Genomic DNA, 23,345 nt, shown 5'->3' with positions numbered 1-23,345 from the left:
GGCCGGGACCCGCCGGGATCAGCGGACGACGGCCTCGCCCTGGGCCGCGACCGAGAGCCCGGCCCAGTCGTTCCAGGTCCGCAGCCGCTCGGCGTAGATCGGCGCGATCATCTCCAGCGGCTGCGCGCCGAAGAAGACGCGCAGCGGCGGGTTCTCCGCGTCGACGATCCGCAGCAGCGCCGGACCGGCCGCGGCCGGGTCGCCGATGATCGCGCCGCCGAACAGCCGCGCCCGTGCCTCGCGCACCGCGTCGTAGGCGCTGTTGGGCGCGGTGTGGGCGGCGGAGGCGCCGCCCCAGTCGGTGCTGAAGCCGCCGGGCTCGACGATGGTCACCTTGATCCCGAGCCCGGCGACCTCACCGGCCAGGGCCTCGCTGAAGCCCTCCAGGGCCCACTTGGAGGCGTGGTAGGCGCCGAGGAGGCCGAAGGCGGCGACGCCGCCGATGCTGGAGATCTGGACGATGTGGCCGGAGCCCTGCCCGCGCAGGATCGGCAGTGCCGCCTGGGTGACCCACATGGCGCCGAACAGGTTCGTCTCCAGCTGGGCGCGCAGTTGGGGCTCGGTGAGCTCCTCGATCGCGCCGAACTGCCCGTAGCCGGCGTTGTTGACGACGACGTCGAGCCGCCCGAAGTGCTCGTGGGCCGCGGTGACGGCGGCGAAGACCGCCTCCCGGTCGGTGACGTCGAGCGTCAACGGCAGGATCGCATCGCCGTGGGCGGCGGCCAGATCGGCGAGAGCGGTGACGTCGCGGGCGGTCGCGGCGACCTTGTCCCCGCGCCCGAGGGCCGAGGCGACGAACTCGCGGCCGAAACCGCGCGACGAACCGGTGACGAACCAGACCTTGCTCATGACCTTCTCCTTCGCTCGGCGCCACCTTCGGGCGGAGGCGCCGGACCTTCAATGTAGACGCTGACAACAAAGTTGGCAACGACAACAATGATGGCGTCGACAACATCACGTTAGGATCGGTGCATGTCCGCCCGCCCGTACCACCACGGAGACCTCCGCGCGGCCCTGCTCACCGCGGCCGAGCGAACCGTGCGCGAGAACGGCGCGGCGGCGCTGTCGCTGCGCGAACTGGCCCGCGACATCGGGGTCAGCCACGCCGCCCCCGGCCGCCACTTCAAAGACCGCCAGGCCCTCCTCGACGCCCTCGCCCTCACCGGCTACGAACGGCTCATCACCGGGCTCGAACAGGCCGGCGGAACCGGCACCCGCGAGCGCGTCGACGCGCTCGCCACCGCCTACCTCGGCTTCGCCGTCGACAACGCCGAGCTGCTGCGGATCATGTACACCAGCAAGCACCACCCGGAGGTCTCGGCGCGGCTGACGGCCGCCGTCGGCCGGATGGGCGAGATCTTCCGGGACGCGATCAGCGACGGCCAGCGCGCCGGGGACCTCGCCGAGGGCGACCCCATCCGCGTGGCCCTGGTCCTGGTCGCGACCCTGCACGGCCTGGCGGCGTTCAGTGCGAACGGAGCCTTCACGCCCGAGGAGACCCTCGGCGGAATCGGCGACGTCCTCGACCGCCTCTGGTCGGGCCTGTCACCGCGCTGACGACACGCGTGTCCGCGATCACGCTTGCGCGCCGGTGATCGCCTCGCCTATCATTGCGTCGTTCTTGTCCCCGACGTCAGGACGTCCATTGAACATCTGAGATCGCGAGACACCGCAGCGGCCGTAGCCGTACGCCTCCTTGTGCGTACCCGCTCGCCATGCGCGCGATCTTGGTGTGGACTCCCGTCGGGTTTCTTTATGCCCCGGGCCCGGATCACCGTCTCCACGGCACTCGCCGTGTCTCGCCATCGACGCAGGAAGCCGACGCGAGATCTTTCCGGAGCCGCTCATGACCACCGCCCAACATTCCATCGTCTGCACCGGCCTGACCTTCTCCTGGCCGGACGGCAGCCCGGTGTTCACCGGACTCGACTTCACCGCCGGGACCGGCCGGACCGCCCTCATCGGCGACAACGGCTCCGGAAAGTCGACCCTCCTCAAGCTCATCGCGGGCCTGCTCACACCGACCGGCGGGCACATCACCCTGGCCGGTGAGCTGGCCTACCTGCCGCAGGAGCTGCCGCTCCAGCTGCACCGGACGGTCGACGATCTGCTCGGCATCGCGGGAGTCCGCGCCGCCCTGCGCGCCATCGAGGGCGGGGACGCCGACGAGGCGCACTTCGCGGCCGTCGGCGACGCCTGGGACGTCGAGGAGCGCGCCCGCGCGACCCTCGACCGGCTCGGCCTGCCCCACGTGGAGCTCGACCGGCCCGTCTCGACCCTGTCGGGCGGGGAGTCGATGCTGGTCGGCCTCGCCGGGAAGCTGCTGTCGGAACCGACGGTGCTGCTCCTGGACGAGCCGACGAACAACCTGGACCTGTCCGCCCGGCGCAACCTCTACCGGGCCGTCGCCGAGTTCAGCGGTGCGCTGCTGCTGGTCAGCCACGACCGCGAACTCCTCGACCAGGTCGACCAGATCGCCGAACTGCGCGAAGGACGTGTGCGCATGTACGGCGGCGACTTCTCCATGTACGAGGAGGCCGTGGCCGGCGAGACCGACGTCGCCGAACGCGCGCTGCGCACGGCGCAGGCCGACCTCCGCAAGCAGAAGAGAGAACTCATTGAGGCCCAGATCAAGATCGACCGCCGTACGAGCAATGGCCGCAAGGCGCAACTGGCCGGAGGCATCCCCAAGATTGTCGCGGGCGGACTCAAGCGGAAGGCCGAGGTCAGCGCCGGCAAGCTACGCGGGTCCCACGAAACGGAGATCGCCGAGGCCGAAGCTGCCCGAGCCGATGCGGAACTCGCGCTTCGCGACGAGACGGTGATCAGGCTCGACCTCCCGCACACGCGCGTCCCGAACGGGCGCACGGTGCTGGAGGTCGAGAACCTCGCGCACGCCTACCTTCCCGCGCCGGTGACCTTCGAGGTGCGCGGTCCCGAACGGATCGCGCTGACCGGCGGCAACGGCGCCGGGAAGACCACGCTGATGCGGCTGCTCACGGGCACGATCGAGCCCGAGGGCGGCACCTTCCGGTACAACGTCCCGGGCGTGCACTACCTGCCGCAGCGGCTGGAGATCCTCGACGACGAGGCCAGCGCGCTGGACAACGTCCGGCGTTACGCGCCCGAACTGAGCGACCACGACGCCCGCACGCGGCTGGCCGCGCTCGGGTTCCGCAACAACCGGGCGCAGCGCCGCAGCGGCGTCCGCAACACCCGCGCCGAGCAGGAGGTCCGCACGCTCTCGGGCGGCGAGCGCCTGCGGGTGGCGCTGGCGGCGGTGCTGTCGGCCGAGCCGGCGCCGCAGCTGCTCATGCTCGACGAACCGACGAACAACCTCGACATGACCAGCGTGCGGCAGCTCGAACAGGCGCTGCTGTCCTACGAGGGCGCGCTGATCGTGGTCAGCCACGACCTGCCGTTCCTGCGGGCCATCGGGATCGACCGGTGGCTGCGGCTGGAGCGCGGCGAGGAGCCGGGGCTGACCTCCTCGGTCGAGGAGCCGTAAAAGCGGGCGCGCGGGCGGACGGGACCGGTTACGGTCGCGTTCGCCCGCCGTTCCAGCCCGAGGAGCCCGTATGAACCGCGACGATCGCCGGCACGCCCACGACACGGTCGCCGCGCGGCTCGGAACGTACGGCGACGAGGAACTGTCCGCGCTCCTGGCGGGCGGCGAGCCGCACGAGACCGGAATCGGCGGAAGCTCGGTCCTGCTGTCGGTCGAGGGCGTACGGGTCTTCGTCAAGAAGATCCCGCTGACCGACCTGGAGGCCCGGCCGGAACACCACCGCTCGACGGCGAACCTGTTCGGCCTGCCGCCCTTCTATCAGTACGGGGTGGGCTCGGCGGGGTTCGGCGCCTGGCGGGAGCTGGCCGCGCACCTGATGACCACGGGCTGGGTCCTCGACGGCGAACACGCGGGTTTCCCACTGCTCCACCACTGGCGGGTGCTGCCGGGATCGGCGGGCGCCGATGACGGCCGGAGCCTCGACGAGCGGGTCGCGTACTGGGACGGGTCGCCGGCGGTCCGGGCGCGGCTGGAGGCGATCGCGGGTTCCACGGCGAGCCTCGTGGTCTTCCTGGAGTACTTCCCGCACGCCCTGTACCGGTGGCTGCCGGAGCAGGGGCCCGGGGCGTACGCGCGGGTCGAGGCGGAGCTCGCGGCGACGGCGGCGTTCATGCGCGACCGGGGCCTCGTCCACTTCGACGCCCACTACCGCAACGTCGTCACCGACGGCCGCCACCACTACCTCACCGACTTCGGCCTGGCCGTCGGCGAGGACTTCGACCTGTCGCCCGGCGAGCGCGCCTTCCTCGCGGTGCACCGTGACTACGATCTCGCCTACGGGGCCGCGCACCTGGTCAACCACCACATCGCCGCGCGCTACCGGGCCGGGCGCGGCCACGGCGACTTCGTCGCAGGGTGGACGCGCGGCGAGCGACCGGCGGACGTCCCCGCGCCGGTCGCGGAGATCCTCGACCGGCACGCCCCGACGGCAGTGGTGATGGCCGGTTTCCTCGACCGGCTGATCGCCGGGCCGAAGACGACGCCCTACCCGGTGGCCGAGCTGGCCGCCGCCGCCCACGGGCGCGCATCGCGCGCCGGGGCCGGGGGCTGACACGCGGACCGGTGTCGAGGGCGGTGCGGGGGCCGGGACTTCAACCGGCCGCCGAACTCGCGACGGTCACCCGTGCGCCCGCGTGCCGCGCGTCGCGGTCACACTCGCCGGCCCGAACCGGCGACGGTCACTCGCGCGTCCGCTTGACGCGCTGACGGGCGTCGTAGTCGCGCTTGCGCTGCGGGTATCCCACGCGGGCCACGTCGTAGACCGGGATGCCGAGACGCTGCCCGAGGCGGTAGGCCGCGTCGGGGGCGTCGATGCGGCGGCGCGTCCATTCACCGTCACTGGCGATCAAGATCACGGTCGTCTCGGTGACCGTCGTCTGCGGCTCGACGTAGGCCTCGACCCCGATGCGCGTTCGCACGAATTCCTCCAGGTGGGAGGTGTCGAGCTGGGTCCGGGCCCGATCGCCGTTGCCCGGGCGACGCTTGCGGCGGAACAGACGCACGGCATTCCTCCTTGCACACGAGAGGTCAATATATGGACGAGATTCAAATGTCTGTCAAGACTATGGGACGGTCCACGTGTCTCCGCACACACCGGCGCACGGGTCCCGCCACATGCGACTCGCGCCAGGTGCGAGGATGGGCAGCGAACCTTGAGGATGACTTTGGGAGAACTCGTGAGCGACCCGAACCTTGGTTACGACGTGGTAATCCTGGGCGGCGGTAGCGGCGGTTACGCCTGCGCCCTCCGTGCCGTCCAGCTCGGACTCCGCGTCGCACTGATCGAGAAGGACAAGGTGGGGGGCACCTGCCTGCACCGTGGCTGCATCCCGACCAAGGCGCTCCTGCACGCCGCCGAGGTCGCCGACTCCACCCGCGAGAGCGCGCAGTTCGGTGTGCTCGCCGAGCTGACCGGCATTGACATGAGCGGCGTCAACGCCTACAAGGACGGCGTGGTCGCCAAGCTGTACAAGGGCCTGCAGGGCATGATCAAGGCCGCCAAGATCGACTACATCGAGGGCACCGGCAAGCTCGTCGGGAAGAACACCGTCGAGGTCGACGGGCGCCGCATCACCGGCAAGAACCTCGTGCTGGCCACCGGCTCGTACTCCAAGTCGATCCCCGGCCTCGACATCGACGGCGAGCGGGTCATCTCCTCCGAGCACGCCCTGAACCTCGGCGAGGTCCCCGCCTCCGCGGTCATCCTGGGCGGCGGTGTGATCGGAGTCGAGTTCGCCAGCGCGTGGCACTCCTTCGGCACCGACGTCACCATCATCGAGGCCCTCCCCCGCCTCGTCGCCGCCGAGGACGCCGACTGCTCCAAGCAGGTGGAGCGGACCTTCCGCAAGCGCGGCATCACCTTCAAGACCGGCAAGCCCTTCGAGTCGGTCAAGCACACCGACACCGGCGTTTCCGTGACGATCCAGGGCGGCGAGGTCGTCGAGGCCGAACTGCTGCTGGTGGCCGTCGGCCGCGGTCCGGTCACCCAGGGCATCGGCTACGAGGAGCAGGGCGTCGGCATGGACCGCGGTTTCGTCCTCACCGACGAGCGCCTGCGCACCAACATCCCCGGCGTCTACGCCGTCGGCGACATCGTCCCCGGCATGCAGCTGGCCCACCGCGGTTTCGCGCAGGGCATCTTCGTCGCCGAGGACATCGCGGGTCTCGACCCGCAGCCGATCGACGAGAACGGCATCCCGCGCGTGACGTACTGCGAACCCGAGGTCGCCTCCGTCGGACTCACCGAGGAGAAGGCCAAGGAGAAGTACGGGGCCGACAAGGTCAAGACCTACAACTACAACCTCGGCGGCAACGGCAAGAGCCAGATCCTCAAGACCCAGGGATTCGTCAAGCTCGTCGGTGTCGTCGACGGCCCCGTGGTGGGTGTACACATGGTCGGCAGCCGCGTCGGCGAGTTGATCGGCGAGGCCCAGTTGATCTACAACTGGGAGGCGTTCCCGAGTGACGTCGCCCAGCTCATCCACATGCACCCGACCCAGAACGAGGCACTCGGCGAGGCCCACCTGGCCCTCGCGGGCAAGCCGCTGCACGCGCACGCGTAGACGACCACAGGAGTTTGACGACCATGCCGGTATCGGTCACCATGCCCGCGCTCGGAGAGAGCGTCACCGAGGGCACCATCACCCGTTGGCTGAAGAAGGAAGGCGAGCGCGTCGAAGTCGACGAACCGCTGCTGGAGGTCTCCACCGACAAAGTCGACACCGAGATCCCCTCGCCCGCGGCCGGCATCGTGTCGCGCATCGTCGCGGCGGAGGACGAGACCGTCGACGTCGGCGGGGAGCTCGCGGTGATCTCCGAAGAGGGCGAGTCGACCGATGAGGCCCCGGCCTCCCCGGCCGCTCCCGCCGAGGAGCCCGCCGCCGAGGCCGAGCCCGAGCCCGCCGCCGAGGCGGAGCCCGAGCCGGAACCCGCTCCCGCCGCCGAGGCCGCTCCGGCCGCCTCTTCGGGCGGGTCGGGCACCGAGGTGCCGATGCCCGCGCTGGGCGAGTCGGTCACCGAGGGCACGGTGACGCGTTGGCTCAAGGCCGTCGGTGACTCCGTCGAGGTCGACGAACCGTTGCTGGAGGTGTCGACGGACAAGGTCGACACCGAGATCCCGTCGCCCGTCGCGGGTACTTTGCTGGAGATCAAGGCCGCCGAGGACGAGACCGTCGACGTCGGCGCGACCCTCGCGGTGATCGGGACCTCGGGTGACGCTCCGGCGGCCGCTCCGGCCCCGGCCGAGAAGCCCGCGCCGGCCGCCGAGCCGGCTCCGGCCCCCGCCGCGGCTCCGGCTCCGAAGCCCGCTCCGGCTCCCGCCGCCGCTCCCGCTCCGGCACCCGCGGCGGCTCCCGCCCCCGCGAAGGCCGCCGAGCCGGCCGCCGCGCAGAACGGCGGCGCGTACGTGACGCCGCTGGTCCGCAAGCTCGCCAACGAGCACGGTGTCGACCTGTCCTCGCTGTCCGGCACCGGTGTCGGCGGACGCATCCGCAAGCAGGACGTGCTGGCCGCCGCCGAGGCCGCCAAGGCGCCCGCTCCGGCCGCCGCGGCTCCCGCCGCTGCCGCCGCCCCGGCGAAGGCCGCGACGCCGAGTGAGCCGAGCCCGCTGCGCGGCCGCACCGAGAAGATGTCGCGGCTGCGGCAGACGATCGCCACGCGCATGGTCGAGGCGCTGCACACGCAGGCGCAGCTCACCTCGGTCGTCGAGATCGACGTCACGAAGGTCGCGCAGCTACGCGCCAGGGCCAAGGACGCCTTCCTGGCCCGCCACGGCGTGAAGCTGTCCTTCCTGCCGTTCTTCGCGCAGGCGGCCGTCGAGGCCCTGCAGGTCTTCCCGCAGGTCAACGCAACGATCGACATGGAGGCCAAGACGGTCACCTACCCCGACGCCGAGAACCTCGGCGTGGCGGTGGACACCGAGAAGGGCCTGATCGTCCCGGTCATCAAGAACGCCGGTGACCTGAACCTGGCCGGGATCGCCAAGCGCATCGCCGACCTGGCCGAGCGGACCCGCACCAACAAGCTGACCCCGGACGACATCGCCGGCGGCACGTTCACGCTGACCAACACCGGTTCGCGCGGCGCGCTGTTCGACACGCCGATCGTCAACGCGCCGCAGTCGGCGATCCTGGGCACCGGGGCCGTCGTCAAGCGCGCGGTCGTGGTCAACGACCCGCAGCTCGGCGAGGTCATCGTGCCGCGGTCGATGATGTTCCTGGCCCTGTCCTACGACCACCGGATCGTGGACGGCGCCGACGCGGCCCGCTACCTGACGCACGTCAAGGCGCGTCTGGAAGAGGGCAACTTCGAAGCCGAACTCGGCCTCTAGGAACGAACCGCGAAGGCCCCCGTGCTCGTCGAGCACGGGGGCCTTCGCGCACGGTTGCGCGAGGGGCGCAGAATGATCCGTCATGGCCTACCTCTCCACCGCCTACAAAGCCGGCCGGCGCGTCGAGCACGCCGGGGAACCCGTCGACGCCCTGGACAAGGTCGCCGACGCGCGCGGCGGTTTCGTGTGGGTCGACATGGTCTCGCCCACGTCGGAGGAGTTCGAGAAGGTCACCGACCAGCTCGGCATCGGCGGGCTCACCCTCGAAGACCTGTCCTACCACCGCCCGCGCCACGCGATCGAGCAGATCAACGGGCTCCTGGTGATCACCTTGAAGGGCTTCAGCCGCACCGGTGAGGAGACCACCAACCTCGCTACGGTGTCGATGCACATCTGCGTGACGTCGAAGGCGGTCGTCACCGTCCACAAGACCGCCGACGGGCTGCTCGCGGGCATTCGCCGCCGTCTGGAGGGCCGTACGAAGCTCCTCTCCTGTGGTCCCGACGCCGTCCTGCAGGCGATCTGCGACGAGGTCGTCGCCGGCTACGACCGGATCTCCCACGACATCGAGGGCGACATCATCGAACTGGAGCGCGACGTCTTCGACACGAAGGCCAGTCACCCGGTCGACGAGATCTACAGCCTCAAGCGCAAGGTGCTGTACCTGCGCCGGGTGGAGGACCCGCTGCACTCGGTCCTCGCCGACCTGGCGCGCGGAGACGTCGAGGTGCACAAGGGGACCGTCGACCATTTCCAGCACACCCTCGACCGGCTCGACCGCGTCGACAACACCATCGACGGCCTCAACGAGCTGATCACGAGCATCCTCCAGGCGCACCTGGCGCAGGTCGCCGTGCAGCAGAACTCCGACATGCGCAAGATCTCCTCGTGGGCGGCGATCATCGCCGTGCCGACGATGATCGCCGGGCTGTACGGGATGAACTTCGACTTCATGCCCGAGACGAAGTGGAAGGTCGGCTATCCGGGCGCCGTCGTGGTCATGTTGATCGCGTGCTGGATCGTTTACCGGCGTCTGAAGAAGAGCGGATGGCTCTGACTGCGGCATGATGTGACCCATGCGCATCGTCATAGCGGGCTCATCGGGCCACCTCGGCACCGCCCTCGTGAGCCGACTCCACGAGCAGGGACACGACGTCGTCCGCCTCGTCCGCCGCGAAGCCCGCACCGATGACCAGATCAGCTGGGATCCCTACCGGAGACCGCTCGACCCGGCCGTGCTCGAAGGCGCCGACGCCGTGGTCAACCTCTGCGGGGCCGGTATCGGCGACAAGCGCTGGACGCCCGCCTACAAGGGACTGCTCCAGGCGAGCCGCATCGAGCCGACGAGGGTCCTCGCCGAGGCGATCGCCGCGGCCGGGGTCCCGGTGCTGCTCAACGGATCCGCCGTCGGCTACTACGGCGACGGCGGGGAACTGCCCGAAGTGGACGAGTCGGCGCCCGCCGCGGACGACTTCCTCGGCAGGTTGTGCCAGCGCTGGGAGGCCGCGGCCGCCGCCGCGTCGGACTCGCGGGTGGTCTTCCTGCGCTCCACGCACGTCTTCGGGCCGGGCGCACTGATGCTCAAGCGGCTGGTGCCGCTGTTCAAGATGGGGCTGGGCGGCCGCTTCGGCAACGGCGAGCAGTACCTGCCGTGGATCTCGCTGCTCGACTGGACCCGCGCGGTGGAATTCCTGCTCACCAACGACGTCGCCGGCCCCGTCAACCTCGCCGGACCGACCCCGATCACCAACCGCGAGTTCGTCGCGGCCCTGGCGGGGGCCCTGGGACGTCCGGCTCCGTGGGCGGTGCCGGGCTTCGCGCTGAAGATCGCCGCCGGCGAGGCCGCCGTGGAGCTGCTGCGGGGTGTGCGGGTGCGGCCGAGGGCACTGGAGGACGCCGGTTTCGTGTGGGAGCACGCGAGCATGACGGATACCTTGGGGTGGGCGCTGGGCACGACGTAGGGGGACGGATGGAACTGAGCCTTTTCGACGAGGACGCCCGGGGGGCCGTGGCCCTCGCCGTAGAGTTCGCGCGGCTGCGCGAGCACGCACGCACCGAACGTCGTCACCTGTTACTCGCGCTCGCCTCGGACCCGAAGACGCGCACGGCGGGGCTCCTCGCCGAAGCCGGTATCGACGCCGACACCATCGACACCGAACTCGGGCGGCACAAGCCCGTCGGCCCGGTGCCCGACGGTGATCCCCCGCTCTCCCCGGATCTGCAGCGGATCCTCGACCTCGCCCCTCGTGAGGCCGCGCGGCTGACCGAGGCGCGCACTCGGCCCGAGCATCTCCTGCTCGCCATGCCGGCCTTCGACTCCGGAGAATCGATCCTCGACTCCTTCGCGCACGGCGGCCTCCGCGAGACCATCACGACCGAGCGCGGAGCGGACCTCGGCAAACCCGGCCTGCGCGACAGACTCGTCCGGGCGCCGGGGGACTACGCGCAGGTCTCGGACAACCTCCGCCACTACACGACCGACCTCTCCGAACGGCCGCGGAACCTGATCACGCCGATCGCCCGGGACGCCGAGATCGAACGAGCCGCGCAGGTCCTGGCCCGCAAGAACCGCAGCAGCCCCGTCCTCGTCGGCCGCCCGGGTGTGGGGACGTCCGCCATCATCACCGGGCTGGCACTGCTGGCGCGCGACACCATCGGCCGTCCCACCCGGGCCGGCATGATCAGGTCCCTCGACTGGGAGCTACTGGATCGCTCCGGCCACCCCGACACGGTCGAACGGATCTTCCGCGAGGCGGCCTCGCTTCGCGGGTTCGTGCTCTGCGTCGACAACGCCGCCGAACGTCTCGACCTCGGCCCTGGGCCGGGCACCGTCGGCGAATGGCTCTGGCCCCTCACCGCCAAGAGCGGCCTGCGACTCGTCTTGGCCATGACCCCCGGCGAGCTCGCCGCGCTCAACGCCCGGGGGTCTCGCCTGGAGTCGCTCTGCCAGCCGATGACGATCGCCGAACCGAACGTCGATCGGGCCACCGCGATGATCACCGCCGGGCTGCACGGGCTCGAATCCGAGTACCGCCTCCGGATCACCCAGGAGGCGGCCGCCGCCACCGTCGCGCTCGCCGACCGGTACGTCACCGACGCCCTCCTCCCGCTGAAGGCCGCGCACATACTCACCGAGGCGTGCGCCGCCGTGGCACGGACACAACGGCTCACCCCGGTCGTCGACGTCGCCGCCGTAACGAGGGCCGTCGCCGACTGGACCGGACTCCCCGCCGACGAGATCACGGCGCCGGAACCCGCGCCCCACGTCGTCGCTGCGGCCCCCACGGTCAGCGGCTCGCGTCTCCCTCTCCCCGCCCAGTCGACCGCCCTGCTCATCGGCACGGCGACCTACGACGACCCCGGGATCCCCGACATCCGCTCGATCTCGGGCAACCTCAACGACCTGCGCGCGGCCCTCACCCACGACCGCACGGGTGGTTTCGCGGCGAGCCGGACACACGTCTTCGCCGACGCCGACGACTCGCTGCGGCCGCGCGTCGCCGAACTCGCCGCCGAGGCCCGCGACACGCTCCTGCTGTACTTCGGCGGCCACGGCTGGGTCGACCCCGACGGGCGCCTCTACCTCGGACTGCGCACGACCGAATCAGCGCTGCGCAGATACACCAGCCTCCCCTACGAGGACCTGCGTTCGATGGTCATCGACAGTCCCGCCCGGCGCAAACTGGTCGTCCTCGACTGCTGCTTCTCCGGGCGGGCCATCGACATGCTCGGCGACGGCGAGGACACCGCCGGACAGCTAGACATCAGCGGGACCTACGTGTGCACCGCCACCTCCGCCACGCGCATGGCCCACGCCCCCGACGGCGCCCGCAACTCCGCCTTCACCGAAGCGCTCCTCGGCGTCCTGCGCGACGGGGTCGAGCACGGCGGCGAACTGATCCGCGTCGCCGACGTGTTCCCGCAGGTGCGCTCGCGGCTGGCCGCGAAAGGCCTTCCCGAGCCGCAGCAGCGCGGCACGAACACCATCGGCGAGCTGGCCATCGCCCGCAACCCGCGCCACCGCGGCTAGTCGCTGAAGACCCGCTCCTCGGCGTGCGCGACGACCTCGGCGACCGTCGGCGGTGTCGTCATCATCCGTTCCATGACCTCGGCGCTCGGGTCGCCGGCGTCCCAGGCGCGCAGGACGGCGTCGGCGACGTCGAAGGGGGTCCGGCGCGGGGACACGTCGGGGCCGAGCAGGGCCCACATGGCCGTACCGGCTTCGCCGTCGTGGAAGGCGAGTCCGACGCTGCCGGGGTTGACGCTTCGCCGGTCGCCGACGCGGCGGTCGAACTGGAGGTGGGTGTGCCCGGAGACCAATGTGGACTCGGGGTGGCCCGACATCAGGTCGGCGAAGCGCGCCTCCGGCGTCTCCGGGGTGATCACCTCGGTGTCGCCGCGCGGCGAGCCGTGACAGAAGCGGACAGGGCCGAGGCCAACGACGTCGACGACGACGTTGAAGTGGAAGCGCGACAACAGGTCCAGCGCCTCCGGCGAGTGTCGGCCCGGCATCCAGGCGTCCCGGGGACGTTCGCGGGGGCGGTCGCCGGCGGCGAGTTCGAGGACGGCGCGGTCGGCGTTGCCGCGCACGAAGACGGCCCGCGACCCGAGCTCGCCGACCAGGGAGACGGTCTCCTCGGGCTCGGGTCCCCAGGTCAGGTCGCCGCAGAAGACGACGAGGTCGGCCGAGGCGACGTCCCTTTCGGACAGTACGGCGCGGAGGGCGGGGATGTTGGCGTGAACGTCGGACAGGACGGCGACGCGCTCGACGGGGCCGAGCACCGGCGTCGGGGGCTCATCGGGCCGGGGCCCGTGCAGGACGGCCATGTCCCCATCATCGGCCGCGGCGGAAGATCCCCACAAGCACCCGCACGATGATCGTCACGCTCACCAGCAGCATGAGGTAGCCGAAGACCTGATAGACACTGACATCCGGCGCGAGCTTCGGGCCCTTCTCATTGCCCAGCAGCAGCACCGACATGATCCCGGTCGTGGCGCCGAGGATCGTCAGGAGCGCCTGGCCGAGGTAGCCGGCGACGGTCTCCCGGTCGCGGGCGTCGGCGAAGAGCCGCACGTTCACCGACAGCTGGCCGCGTTCCAGGGCCGCGCTGATGCGCTCGGCACGGCGGGGCAGACGGCGCAGCACCGGCAGCATCGGCACCAGTTCCCTGACGACGGCCTCCTCGACCGAGCCCGGTGTGAAGGTCGCGGCCAGCTGGGAGGAGGCGAAAGCCCTCGCCTCGTCGACGATGTGGAAACCCGGCGCGAGATCGGAGAGGGTTCCCTCCACTGTGGCCAGTGCCCGGAAGGCCGCCGCGACCTCGCGCGGGATGGCGATCCCGTGCGCGGAGACGAGCTTGAACAGGTCGGTGAACATCCCCGCGTCGGGCACCTGGCCCGCCGACAGGTGCCGCGCCATGAAGCGCCCGAGCGCGCGTTCCAGGCGCTCGCCGTCGATCCCCTCGGAGCGTTCCATGATCTCGATGAGGCCGTCGCGCAACCCGGCGGGGTCGCGCTGGTCGATGGCCATCAGGAGCGCGTGCAGGGCGCCCTGGAGGCCGGCGTCGATGCGGCCCACCGAGCCGAAGTCGATGAGGCCGAGGCGGTTGTCGTCGAGCAGGAGGATGTTGCCCGGGTGGGGATCGGCGTGGAAGACGCCGTCGATGAGGACCTGGCGGAGCAGGCAGCGCAGCAGGGCCTGCGCCAGCGCGGCCCGGTCGACGTCTCGGGCGACGTCGGCGGCGCTCGGCGATCCGATCGGCACGCCCGAAAGGCGCTCCATGACCAGGACCCGGCGGCTGCTGAAGTCGGCGTGCACCTCGGGCAGCACGACCTCGGTGAAACCCTCGCTGACGGCGCGGACGGCGGCGAGGTTGCGGGCCTCGATGCGGAAGTCGAGTTCTTCACGCAGGGCCTCGCTGAAACCTTCGGCCAGGTCACGGATGCCGACGTTGCGCGCCCATTCCGCGCGCTGGTGGAGGGTGCGCGAGAGTCTGTCCACAATGTCCAGATCGCGTTCGACGACCGGCCCGATCCCGGGCCGTTGCACCTTCACCACGACCGACTCCCCACTGTGGAGGGTCGCCCCGTAGACCTGGGCGATCGAGGCCGCCGCGATGGGCGTGGTGTCGAAGGAGGCGAAGACCTCACCGACGGGCGCGCCGAGTTCCTCGGTGAGCTGACGCTCGATCCGTTCCCACGGCACGGCTTCCACGTCGTCCTGGAGCCGCGCGAGTTCGTTGATGACGGCCGGGCCGAACAGGTCACGCCGGGTGGAGAGCACCTGCCCCAGCTTGACGAAGGTGACGCCGCCCTCTTCGAGCGCCGACCGCAGCGAACGGGCCAGGGCCATCGACGAGCCGTCGGGCCCGCGGCGCCCGGTGAGGTAACCGCCGAGTCCGTGCCGGACGCCGATCGCGGTGATGGCCGAATAGCGGCGGGCACGGCGGATCCGCCGGCGCAGCGAACTCCACCAGCTGATCAGCCCGGAGGGGCGCAGGCGGATGGCCTCGCTGACGGCCATGGCCACGAGGGTCGCGAAGAGGGCGACACCGGCGAAGGTCCAGAAGAGTCCCGCGCGGTTCGGCGCGTCCTCCATGACCGGGCCGATGGTGATCCCGGCGACGATGAGGCCGAGGAAGCCCGACGCGGCCGCCCGCACCGGGCCGACGCGCAGGCCCATCAGGCGCCCGGCGGCCATCATGAACAGCCCGACGACCACCAACGTGCCGAAAAACCCCAGCAACGCGCCCATGCGTCTCCCTCCGATGCCGCCCGTACGCTACCCGAGACGATCACCGTCGCTCGGGCGCGTGCGGAAGGCCTCAGAGCCAGGGGACGACCGTCCGGTACTGCACCAGCTCGCCGTAGGGTTCCCGCGCGGCCTTCGGCAGCAACGCCAGCCACAGCACGTCCTCGGCGGCGTCGTCGGGGCTCTTCGCCGCGCTCATGTCGGCGAACCAGGGCCGCGAGGCGGGGGTGTCGACCAGTCCCGGGCAGGCCGCGTTGATGACGATGCCGCGGCCGTCGCCGGCGAGTTCGCGCGCCATGACGCGCATGCTGGCGACCTGCCCGACCTTCGAGGGCACGTTGATCCAGTCCGGCCAGCCCGCCCCGGCGGCCGTCCCGTCGCCGACGGCGGCGGTGTACTCGTCCATCACGGCCGTGACGTCCTCAAGGGACATGTTCGCGGTGTCGAAACGCCCGTGCAGCCGGGGATCGAGCTGACTGAGGGTCCCGAAGAAGCTGGCGACGACGACGTACCTGCCGCCGTCGCGCAGCAGCGGCACGAAGGCCTTGAGCATCCGGGTCGTGCCGTGGTTGTTGGTGTCGACGAAACCGCCGACCTGCGCCGCGGCCCTCAACTCGGGCGAGATGCGCGCGGCGGCGTTGGACAAGACGATGTCGATGCCGCCGTGCTCCTCCGCGATCGCCGCGGCCAGCGCCGTCACGGACGCGTCGTCGGTGACGTCGAGCAGCGCGGGCCGAGCGGTGAGGCCCTCCCCGCGCAGGCGCGACACCGCCGCGCGACCGCGCTTGGGATCGCGCGCGGCGAGGTAGACCACGGCGTCGGGTCCCAGTCTCTCGCTGAGGCCGCGTACGAGGGCCAGCCCCAAGCCCTGGTTGCCGCCGGTCACGAGGGCCACTGTGGACATGTGTGCGCCTTCCGCTCGGTGTGCAGTCTGGCCGATGTTACGGGGCGTGGGGTGACACCGGCCGTACGTTGGGATTCCCATCCGCGACGACAGTCGCTACCCTCGTGCTGGGAGCGCTCCCATTTCACCGAACTCCCTGGAGTATCGCGATGCGGAGCAAACGCAGCCTCGCCGTCCTTCTCGCCACGGCGCTCGCCGCGGCACTGGCCGCCGTCGTCGTCCCCGCGCTGTCGAGCGCACCCGCCCACGCCGCCGGAACCGGCACCGGATATCTGAGCACCAGCGGCGCCCGGATCGTCGACGCCACCGGCACCGCCATCCGGATGACCGGCATCAACTGGTTCGGCATGGAGACCGACAACAAGACCTTCCACGGCCTGTGGGCCCAGGTCACCTGGCGCAGCCAGGTCGACCACATGGCCCAGCTCGGCTACAACACCCTCCGGATCCCCTACTCCGACGACGCCCTCAAACCCGGCGCCGTCGCCACCGGCATCAACGACTACACCAATCCCGACCTCGTCGGGCTGTCACCGCTGCAGATCCTCGACAAGGTCATCGACTACGCCGGTGACAAGGGGATGCGCGTCATCCTCGACCGGCACCGGCCGACCAGCGCCGGGCAGAGCGCGCTCTGGTACACCGCCGCCACGCCGGAGTCGACGTGGATCGCCAACATGACCATGCTCGCGCGCCGCTACGCCGGGGACACCACGGTCGTCGGCATCGACCTGCACAACGAACCGCACGCCGAGGGCACCGAGCCCAACGCGACCGGATCCTGCTGGGGCTGCGGCGATCCCGCCCGCGACTGGCGGCTGGCCGCCGAACGCGGCGGCAACGCCGTCCTGGCCGCCAACCCGAACTGGCTGATCGTCGTCGAAGGCGTCAGCTGCCCCAGCGGCGGCAACCCCAACGTCTGGGACGAGATCCCCGACGAGCCCTGCGGCTGGTGGGGCGGCAACCTGTCGAAGGCCGGCCAGGACCCGGTCCGGCTCAGCAAGCCCGGCAAGCTCGTCTACTCCGCCCACGACTACGCCATCTCCGTGTACCACCAGAGCTGGTTCGACGACCCGGCCTTCCCGGCGAACCTCCCCGGCATCTGGGACGGCTTCTGGGGCTACCTCTTCAAGAACAACACCGCACCGGTCCTACTCGGCGAGTTCGGCAGCACCCTCCAGGACCCGCGTGACGCGGTGTGGCTGCGGGAACTGCTGCGCTATCTGGGATCGGGCACGTCCGGGCAGAGCTTCACCTACTGGTCGTGGAACCCCAACTCCGGCGACACCGGCGGGATCGTCGGCGACGACTGGGTCACCGTCAACCAGGCCAAGCAGAGCATCCTCCAGCCGTACCTGATCCCACCGGCCGGCGGTGGCGGCCCGACGGGTTCGCCGACGACGAGCCCGGCACCGGGCGGCCCCGGGTCGTGCACCGCCGCGGTGCGCATCGACAACAGCTGGCAGGGCGGGTTCCAGGCGGCCGTGTCGGTCACCAACACGGGTAGCACGGCGGCGAATCCGTGGTCGGTGTCCTTCACCCTCCCGGCGGGCGCGACCGTCCAGAGTGGATGGAACGGCGACTTCTCCCAGAGCGGGACCACGGTGACGGTCACCGCGCCCGCGCACAACCGCTCCCTGGCGCCCGGCGCGAGCGCGAGCGTCGGCTTCACCTCCACCGGATCCTCGACACCGCCGCCGGGTTCGGTACGACTCAACGGCGCGGCCTGCACCTGAGCCGCAGGCGGCCTCCCGGTGGTGCGCGCCGCCGGGAGGCCGCCCAAACGCTGAATGCCCGCCGTCGCTCGCGGCGAGCTTTTCATTCGCGGCCCTTGCGCCGTTTTCCCCGTCTGCCCCATCATGTCGCCAGACGCCACGAACCAACGTCGGTAGCAACATTTACCAACACCGACGGGTGGCCGCACACCGACGCGAGGAGTAGACAATGGACAGACGCGGATTCCTCCGCTCCACGGCGACCGCCGCGGGCGCCACCGCCGCCTTCGCCCTCCTGCCCGACAGCCTGCGCGAGGCCCTGGCCGCCCCGGCACCGACCGGCGGCCTCGACGTGATCGAGCACGTGGTCGTGCTCATGCAGGAGAACCGCTCCTTCGACCACTACTACGGCACCCTGCGCGGTGTCCGCGGCTTCAACGACCCGACCGCGATCACCCTCCCGACCGGCAGACCCGTCTACTACCAGCCCAACGGGAGCGGATACGTCCTCCCCTACCCCGTCGACGACCAGTTCATGAAAGGCACCGCCCACGGCTGGAGCGACGGCCACAACGCCTGGAACAACGGACGCCACGACCAATGGATCCCCAACAAGGGCGTCCGGACCATGACCACGCATCTGCGCGGCGCCCTGCCCTTCTACTACCAGCTCGCCGACGCCTTCACCATGTGCGACGCCTACTTCTGCTCCGAGAACGGACCCACCAACCCCAACCGCTTCTACCTCTTCAGCGGCACCATCGGCTACGAGCCGGGCACCACGAAACGGGCCATCGGCAACGACTCCTGGCAGAACCCGGGCCACACCGGCTACACCTGGACCTCCTACGCCGAACGCCTGGAGGCCGCCGGGATCAGCTGGCGCGTCTACCAGGAGTGGGACAACTACGGCGACAACTCCCTCGACTACTTCGCCAGCTTCCTCACCGTCGGCAGGAAGGCCCTGGCCAAGACCGGCCAGACGAAGCTGGAGTACTTCTACTACGCGCTCGCCGACGCCGACGCCGCCGGGCAGCGCGACCTGCTCGCCAGGCTCGACGAGGGCCTGGCGACGCTCACCGCGACCGAGCGCCGCCTCTACGACCGTGCCCTGCAACGGGTCCGGCCCGACCAGACCGTCGCGGCCTTCGGTGCCGACGTCGCCGCCGGAAGGCTCCCGGCGGTGTCGTGGATCGTGGCACCCGAGGCGAAGACCGAACACCCCGACTGGGGCCCCAACCAGGGCGCGGAGTTCACCAAGCAGCTGCTCGACAAGCTCGCCTCGAACCCCGCCGTGTGGAACAAGACGGTCGTGTTCATCACCTACGACGAGAACGACGGGTTCTTCGACCACATCCCGCCACCGGCGCCGCCCGTCGACGCGAACCAGGGACAGTCGACCGCGCCCGTCGCCGACGACCTCACCCTCGGCGCGCCGATCGGGCTCGGCACACGCGTGCCGATGGTCGTCGTCTCACCGTGGACGCGCGGCGGGAACGTCTGCTCCCAGGTCTTCGACCACACCTCGGTCCTTCAGTTCCTGGAGAAGTGGACCGGCGTCGCCGAACCCAACATCTCGCCGTGGCGACGGGCGGTCTGCGGCGACCTGACCTCGGCGCTCGACCTCGGCACCGCCAACCCGGCATACCCGAGTCTGCCGACGCCCGTACCGACCAGCGGCCCGTGGTCGACGAACCCGCAACCACCGGCCGTGCAGGCCCTGCCCGTTCAAGAAGGCGGCGTCCGCCCGGCCCGCGCGCTGCCCTACGACCTGACCGTCTCCGGCCGGGTGCTCGCCGACAGGTTCTGGCTTGACTTCACCAACACGGGCGCGGCCGGAGCGCACTTCTACGTCCACGCCGCCTCCTACCGGACCGACGGGCCGTGGCGTTACACCGTCGGCGCCGGCAAGACCGCCACCGACTACTGGCAGGCGGGCACCCCGGCCGGGGCCTACGACCTGATCGTCAGCGGCCCCAACGGTTTCCTGCACCGCTTCACCGGCAACCGGGTCACCGCGACGACGACCGGCAACGCCGACCCGGAGGTGACGATGCGGTACGCGCCCGCGCAGAACCTCGTCTACCTGACCATGACCAACAAGGGCCAGAAGGCCTGCGTCATCACGGTTCGCGGCAACAACCGGCCCGGTGGACCGTGGACCTACCCCCTCGCGGCCGGACAGACCGTCGAGGACTCCTTCACCATCGCCAACGGCATGAAGGGCTGGTACGACCTGACCGCGACCGCCGACACCGCCGACGGCTTCCTCCGCCGCTTCGCCGGACGCGTCGAGAACGGCTCGGCGGGGATCAGCGACCCGATCATGGGTTCCGGCCGCCTCGCCGCCACCGTGTCCCATGTGGACAGTCAGGAGACCGCGTCGGAGTCCGGCGCGGCCACCCGTGCCGTCGACGGCCGGACCGACACCTTCTGGCACACCAAGTGGTCCGGCGGCGCCGACCCGCTCCCCCACGAGCTGCGCCTCGACCTGGGCGGCACGCGGACCGTCACCGGCCTGCACTACCTGCCGCGGCAGGACGGCGGCGCCAACGGCCGCGTCGGCGCCTACGAGCTGTACCTCAGCGCCGACGGGAACGACTGGGGCCGGGCGGTCGCGTCGGGCACCTTCGCCGACACCGCCGACGCGAAGACGATCCGTTGCTGGCCGACCTCGGCCCGGTACGTGCGCTTCCGCGCGCTCACCGAGGCCGGCGGCCGCGGTCCGTGGACATCGGCGGCCGAGGTCGCCCCACTCGGCTGGTGACACGACGGCGCCCCGGCCGAAGCCGGGGCGCCGCCTCAGATCGCGTAGTGCCAGACGGTGATCATGTGCGCGCCGTACCAGGTCCCGAACAGCAGGCCCGTCGCCGCCAGCGGGACCGCGATCCGCGGCCGCGCGCGCGACAGGGCCTTCGCGACCGGGACCAGCAGCACCAGCGCGGGAACCAGCAACCGCAGCTTCGAGTGGTAGTAGCCGTCGGTGCCCAGGGCCATCGCCACGATCACGACACCGTAGGCCAGCAGGGGCGGCCAGGGCCGGTCGAAGGCGGCGGCGACCAGCAGCGCCAGCGACACCAGGATCAGCACCGCCGTGCTCACCGGCACCCAGCCGTCGCCCGCCCGGAGGGTCTCCTCAAGGAAGGCGAAGGTGCCCTGCCCGAAGTCCCAGCGCGAACTCCACCCGGCGTCCTGGATGGCGAACCAGGCGCCGTCGTCACCCACCCGGGCGTCGACCCACCACCAGTACAGCGGGAGCGCCACGGCGGCCGCCAGCAGCCCACCGCCGATCCGCAGCCACACCTTCACGTCGAGGCGCGGCCCGTCGGCACGCCGCCACTCCGCACGCAGGAACAGGACCAGCGCGACGACGAGCGCGATACAGGCCGCGACGCCGACGACGCGCGTGAGGCACGCCCCGGCCGCGCACAGTCCCGCCGTCAGCCACGCCTGCCGCCGCATCGCCAGCAGCGAACCGGCCGCGAAGGCCAGGAACAGCGACTCGCTGTAGCCCATGGACAGCACGACCGACATCGGCAGCGCGCCGAGGCAGAAGACCAGCGCGAGCGCGAAACGGCGCCCGTGGAGATCCTTGCCGAGGAGGTAGATGAGGACGACGGCGACCAGGGCCGCGAGCGTGCTCGCCAGCAGCGGGGCGACCTGGTCGGAGAACCCGAGCCACAGGAAGGCGCGGATCAGGAGCGGATAGCCCGGCAGGAAGGCCAGGCCGTTGCCGAGGAGGACACCGCTGTCGTCGTAGGTGTATCCCTGCGGGTAGCCCTCGGAGGCGACGCGGACGAACCAGCCGCTGTCCCAGGACAGCAGCCGGTTCCACACGGTGTTGCCCGGGTCGTTGCCCGTCCACGCCAGCACGAGGAGCTGGACCGAGCGGGTGATGAGGAAGACGCCGATCGGCATCGACCACTCGCGCAGCCGCGCGACGGTGGCAATCCTGGAGCTTTCGGGCGAAGCGGACGCAGACGGGTCGTCCTCACCGGGCCGCCCCGTCACGGGAGCGGACTCAGCCGCCGCCACCGGCCTTCTCGAACCGGCTGGTCAACTCACGCCAGGCCGATTCGGCCGCGATCTGCTCGGCTTCCTTCTTGCTGCGCCCCTGACCCGAGCCGAAGGACTCCCCCGCCACGACGGCGCGCGCGGTGAAGGTCTTGGCGTGGTCGGGGCCGTCCTCGGTGATCCGGTATTCGGGCACGCCGAGGTCGTTGTCGGCGGTCAGCTCCTGGAGACTCGTCTTCCAGTCGAGGCCCGCGCCGCGACGGCTCGCGTCGGCGATCAGCGGATCGAACAGCTTGTGCACGACGGTGGTGGCCACGTCGATGCCGTGCTGGAGATAGATCGCACCGAGCAGCGCCTCCACCACGTCGGCGAGGATGCTCGTCTTGTCACGACCGCCCGTCGACTCCTCACCCTTACCGAGGTACAGGTACGGGCCGACCCCGTAGGGGCCGAGGCCGCGCGCGACCGACGCGAGGGCCCGCATGTTCACCACGCTCGCCCGCAGCTTCGCCAGTTGCCCTTCGGGCAGGTCCGGGTAGCGCTGGTAGAGAGCCGTGGTGACCACGAGGCTCAAAACGGCGTCCCCGAGGAACTCAAGACGCTCGTTCGTCGGCAGCCCACCGTGCTCATACGCGTACGAGCGATGGGTCAGCGCGAGGGTGAGAAGGTCGGTGTCGAAGGCGACGCCACACGCCGCTTCGAGATGGGTCGGAGAAGGCCGCCTCGTCGAGGACGAAGCGGACCGGCCCTGTGCCACTGCTGATCTGCCGATCAGACTTCGACGACCGTACGACCCTTGTACGTGCCGCAGACGCCGCACGCGGTGTGCGGAAGCTTCGGTGAGCGGCACTGGTCGCACGCGACCGTGTTAACGGCCTGCGCCTTCCAGTTCGCCCGCCGGCTACGGGTGTTGCTGCGCGACATCTTGCGCTTGGGAACGGCCACAATTCACTCCGAACGATCTTCACCCAACAGGTTGCCCAACGCCGCCCAGCGCGGGTCGAGCTTCTCGTGCCGATGGTCGGCGGGAAGCTCGTCCCAAGCCTGTCCGCAATCCGGACAAAGCCCCGGGCAGTCCGTGCGGCACAACGGGTTGACCGGAAGACCGAGCATCACCGCGTCCCGCACAGGTGGTTCCAGGTCGATCAGATCGTCCTGCAACCGCATGACCTCGTCCTCGTCGGTGGTCTCCTCCGTGGCGCTGTCCGGATACGCGTACAGCTCCTGGATGTCGAACACCGACGTGTCCTCGATCGGGCGCAAACACCGACCGCACTCGCCTACGACGGGCGCGGTGACCGTGCCCGTAGCGAGCACGCCCTCGGTGACCGAGGTCAGCGTGAGCTCGATGTGCAGCTCCGCGTCCTTCGGCACGCCGATCAAGTCGAGACCGAGACCGTCCAAGGACGGCACGTCGAGACGCAGCTCACGAAAGGTTCCCGGGCTACGCGGCAGTGACCGCGTGTCGACCACTAGCGGGGCCGCGGGATCTGGTGTGGGCGTCTTCTCATGCATCGTCATCGTTGGTTTCGGCTCAAGACAGGCCGACGTTGAACCTTACCTGA

General features: G+C 70.8%; 19 protein-coding genes. 10 read left to right on the top strand and 9 right to left on the bottom strand.

Going from position 1 to position 23,345, the window contains the following annotated elements; translation table 11 throughout:
- Positions 1 to 18: 18 nt before the first annotated feature.
- The gene (locus HNR73_RS12610) at positions 19 to 849 is read right to left on the bottom strand and encodes an SDR family oxidoreductase (RefSeq protein ID WP_184787584.1); all 831 of its coding nucleotides are present in this window, start codon (positions 847 to 849) and stop codon (positions 19 to 21) included.
- A 123-nt stretch (positions 850 to 972) separates the two neighbouring features.
- Between HNR73_RS12610 and HNR73_RS12605 the strand changes: the two genes are divergently transcribed.
- From HNR73_RS12605 to HNR73_RS12595, 3 genes are all read left to right on the top strand, one after another.
- Positions 973 to 1,557 (top strand): TetR/AcrR family transcriptional regulator, encoded by a 585-nt coding sequence (locus HNR73_RS12605; protein WP_184787583.1) that lies wholly within the window; start codon positions 973 to 975, stop codon positions 1,555 to 1,557.
- Between the two features lie 289 nt (positions 1,558 to 1,846).
- Complete coding sequence (locus tag HNR73_RS12600) at positions 1,847 to 3,508, top strand: ABC-F family ATP-binding cassette domain-containing protein (RefSeq protein ID WP_184787582.1); 1,662 nt, start codon at positions 1,847 to 1,849, stop codon at positions 3,506 to 3,508.
- A 70-nt stretch (positions 3,509 to 3,578) separates the two neighbouring features.
- Positions 3,579 to 4,619, top strand: coding sequence for a protein kinase family protein (locus tag HNR73_RS12595; protein ID WP_184787581.1), 1,041 nt, complete (start codon positions 3,579 to 3,581; stop codon positions 4,617 to 4,619).
- A 127-nt stretch (positions 4,620 to 4,746) separates the two neighbouring features.
- Here the strand turns inward: HNR73_RS12595 and HNR73_RS12590 are convergent, their stop codons facing one another.
- On the bottom strand, positions 4,747 to 5,070 hold the full coding sequence (locus HNR73_RS12590; RefSeq protein ID WP_184787580.1) for an oxidoreductase: 324 nt from the start codon (positions 5,068 to 5,070) through the stop codon (positions 4,747 to 4,749).
- A gap of 174 nt (positions 5,071 to 5,244) precedes the next feature.
- On the opposite strand from HNR73_RS12590, the gene lpdA reads away from it, so the two are divergent.
- From lpdA to HNR73_RS12565, 5 genes are all read left to right on the top strand, one after another.
- Positions 5,245 to 6,630, top strand: a complete 1,386-nt coding sequence (lpdA, locus tag HNR73_RS12585; RefSeq protein ID WP_311677454.1) for a dihydrolipoyl dehydrogenase — start codon at positions 5,245 to 5,247, stop codon at positions 6,628 to 6,630.
- Between the two features lie 23 nt (positions 6,631 to 6,653).
- Entirely contained in the window at positions 6,654 to 8,396 is a 1,743-nt protein-coding gene (gene sucB / locus HNR73_RS12580; protein ID WP_184787579.1) for a 2-oxoglutarate dehydrogenase, E2 component, dihydrolipoamide succinyltransferase, read from the top strand.
- An 82-nt stretch (positions 8,397 to 8,478) separates the two neighbouring features.
- The gene (locus HNR73_RS12575) at positions 8,479 to 9,453 is read left to right on the top strand and encodes a magnesium and cobalt transport protein CorA (RefSeq protein ID WP_184787578.1); all 975 of its coding nucleotides are present in this window, start codon (positions 8,479 to 8,481) and stop codon (positions 9,451 to 9,453) included.
- A gap of 19 nt (positions 9,454 to 9,472) precedes the next feature.
- Positions 9,473 to 10,357 carry a TIGR01777 family oxidoreductase gene (locus HNR73_RS12570; protein WP_184787577.1) on the top strand — a complete coding sequence of 295 codons (885 nt, stop codon included), beginning with the start codon at positions 9,473 to 9,475 and terminating at the stop codon, positions 10,355 to 10,357.
- Between the two features lie 8 nt (positions 10,358 to 10,365).
- Positions 10,366 to 12,426, top strand: a complete 2,061-nt coding sequence (locus tag HNR73_RS12565; RefSeq protein ID WP_184787576.1) for a caspase, EACC1-associated type — start codon at positions 10,366 to 10,368, stop codon at positions 12,424 to 12,426.
- Here the strand turns inward: HNR73_RS12565 and HNR73_RS12560 are convergent.
- The 3 genes from HNR73_RS12560 to HNR73_RS12550 all read right to left on the bottom strand — a co-directional run bounded on the left by HNR73_RS12560 (position 12,423) and on the right by HNR73_RS12550 (position 16,051).
- Positions 12,423 to 13,223, bottom strand: a complete 801-nt coding sequence (locus HNR73_RS12560; protein ID WP_184787575.1) for a metallophosphoesterase family protein — start codon at positions 13,221 to 13,223, stop codon at positions 12,423 to 12,425. The genes HNR73_RS12565 and HNR73_RS12560 overlap by 4 nt on opposite strands.
- Before the next feature lie 7 nt (positions 13,224 to 13,230).
- A complete protein-coding gene (locus HNR73_RS12555) occupies positions 13,231 to 15,150 on the bottom strand; it encodes an ABC1 kinase family protein (protein ID WP_184787574.1) in 1,920 nt (639 codons plus the stop codon).
- A 70-nt stretch (positions 15,151 to 15,220) separates the two neighbouring features.
- On the bottom strand, positions 15,221 to 16,051 hold the full coding sequence (locus tag HNR73_RS12550) for an SDR family NAD(P)-dependent oxidoreductase (RefSeq protein ID WP_184787573.1): 831 nt from the start codon (positions 16,049 to 16,051) through the stop codon (positions 15,221 to 15,223).
- Positions 16,052 to 16,200: 149 nt separating this feature from the next.
- On the opposite strand from HNR73_RS12550, the gene HNR73_RS12545 reads away from it, so the two are divergent.
- Both HNR73_RS12545 and HNR73_RS12540 read left to right on the top strand, forming a co-directional pair.
- The gene (locus tag HNR73_RS12545) at positions 16,201 to 17,787 is read left to right on the top strand and encodes a cellulase family glycosylhydrolase (RefSeq protein ID WP_184787572.1); all 1,587 of its coding nucleotides are present in this window, start codon (positions 16,201 to 16,203) and stop codon (positions 17,785 to 17,787) included.
- Positions 17,788 to 17,995: 208 nt separating this feature from the next.
- Positions 17,996 to 20,533, top strand: a complete 2,538-nt coding sequence (locus tag HNR73_RS12540) for a phosphocholine-specific phospholipase C (RefSeq protein WP_184787571.1) — start codon at positions 17,996 to 17,998, stop codon at positions 20,531 to 20,533.
- A 35-nt stretch (positions 20,534 to 20,568) separates the two neighbouring features.
- Here HNR73_RS12540 and HNR73_RS12535 read toward each other — a convergent pair whose 3' ends face one another.
- From HNR73_RS12535 to HNR73_RS12520, 4 genes are all read right to left on the bottom strand, one after another.
- Positions 20,569 to 21,684, bottom strand: coding sequence for an ArnT family glycosyltransferase (locus tag HNR73_RS12535; RefSeq protein ID WP_184787570.1), 1,116 nt, complete (start codon positions 21,682 to 21,684; stop codon positions 20,569 to 20,571).
- Positions 21,685 to 21,787: 103 nt separating this feature from the next.
- Entirely contained in the window at positions 21,788 to 22,537 is a 750-nt protein-coding gene (gene rnc, locus HNR73_RS12530; protein WP_184787569.1) for a ribonuclease III, read from the bottom strand.
- A 14-nt stretch (positions 22,538 to 22,551) separates the two neighbouring features.
- A complete protein-coding gene (rpmF, locus tag HNR73_RS12525; RefSeq protein ID WP_184787568.1) occupies positions 22,552 to 22,725 on the bottom strand; it encodes a 50S ribosomal protein L32 in 174 nt (57 codons plus the stop codon).
- Between the two features lie 3 nt (positions 22,726 to 22,728).
- A complete protein-coding gene (locus HNR73_RS12520; protein WP_184787567.1) occupies positions 22,729 to 23,295 on the bottom strand; it encodes a YceD family protein in 567 nt (188 codons plus the stop codon).
- Positions 23,296 to 23,345: the final 50 nt, after the last annotated feature.

The sequence above is a fragment of the Phytomonospora endophytica genome, from assembly GCF_014202425.1.
Classification (GTDB): Bacteria; Actinomycetota; Actinomycetes; order Mycobacteriales; family Micromonosporaceae; genus Phytomonospora; species Phytomonospora endophytica.
This window is presented reverse-complemented; position numbering and strand designations above follow the sequence as displayed.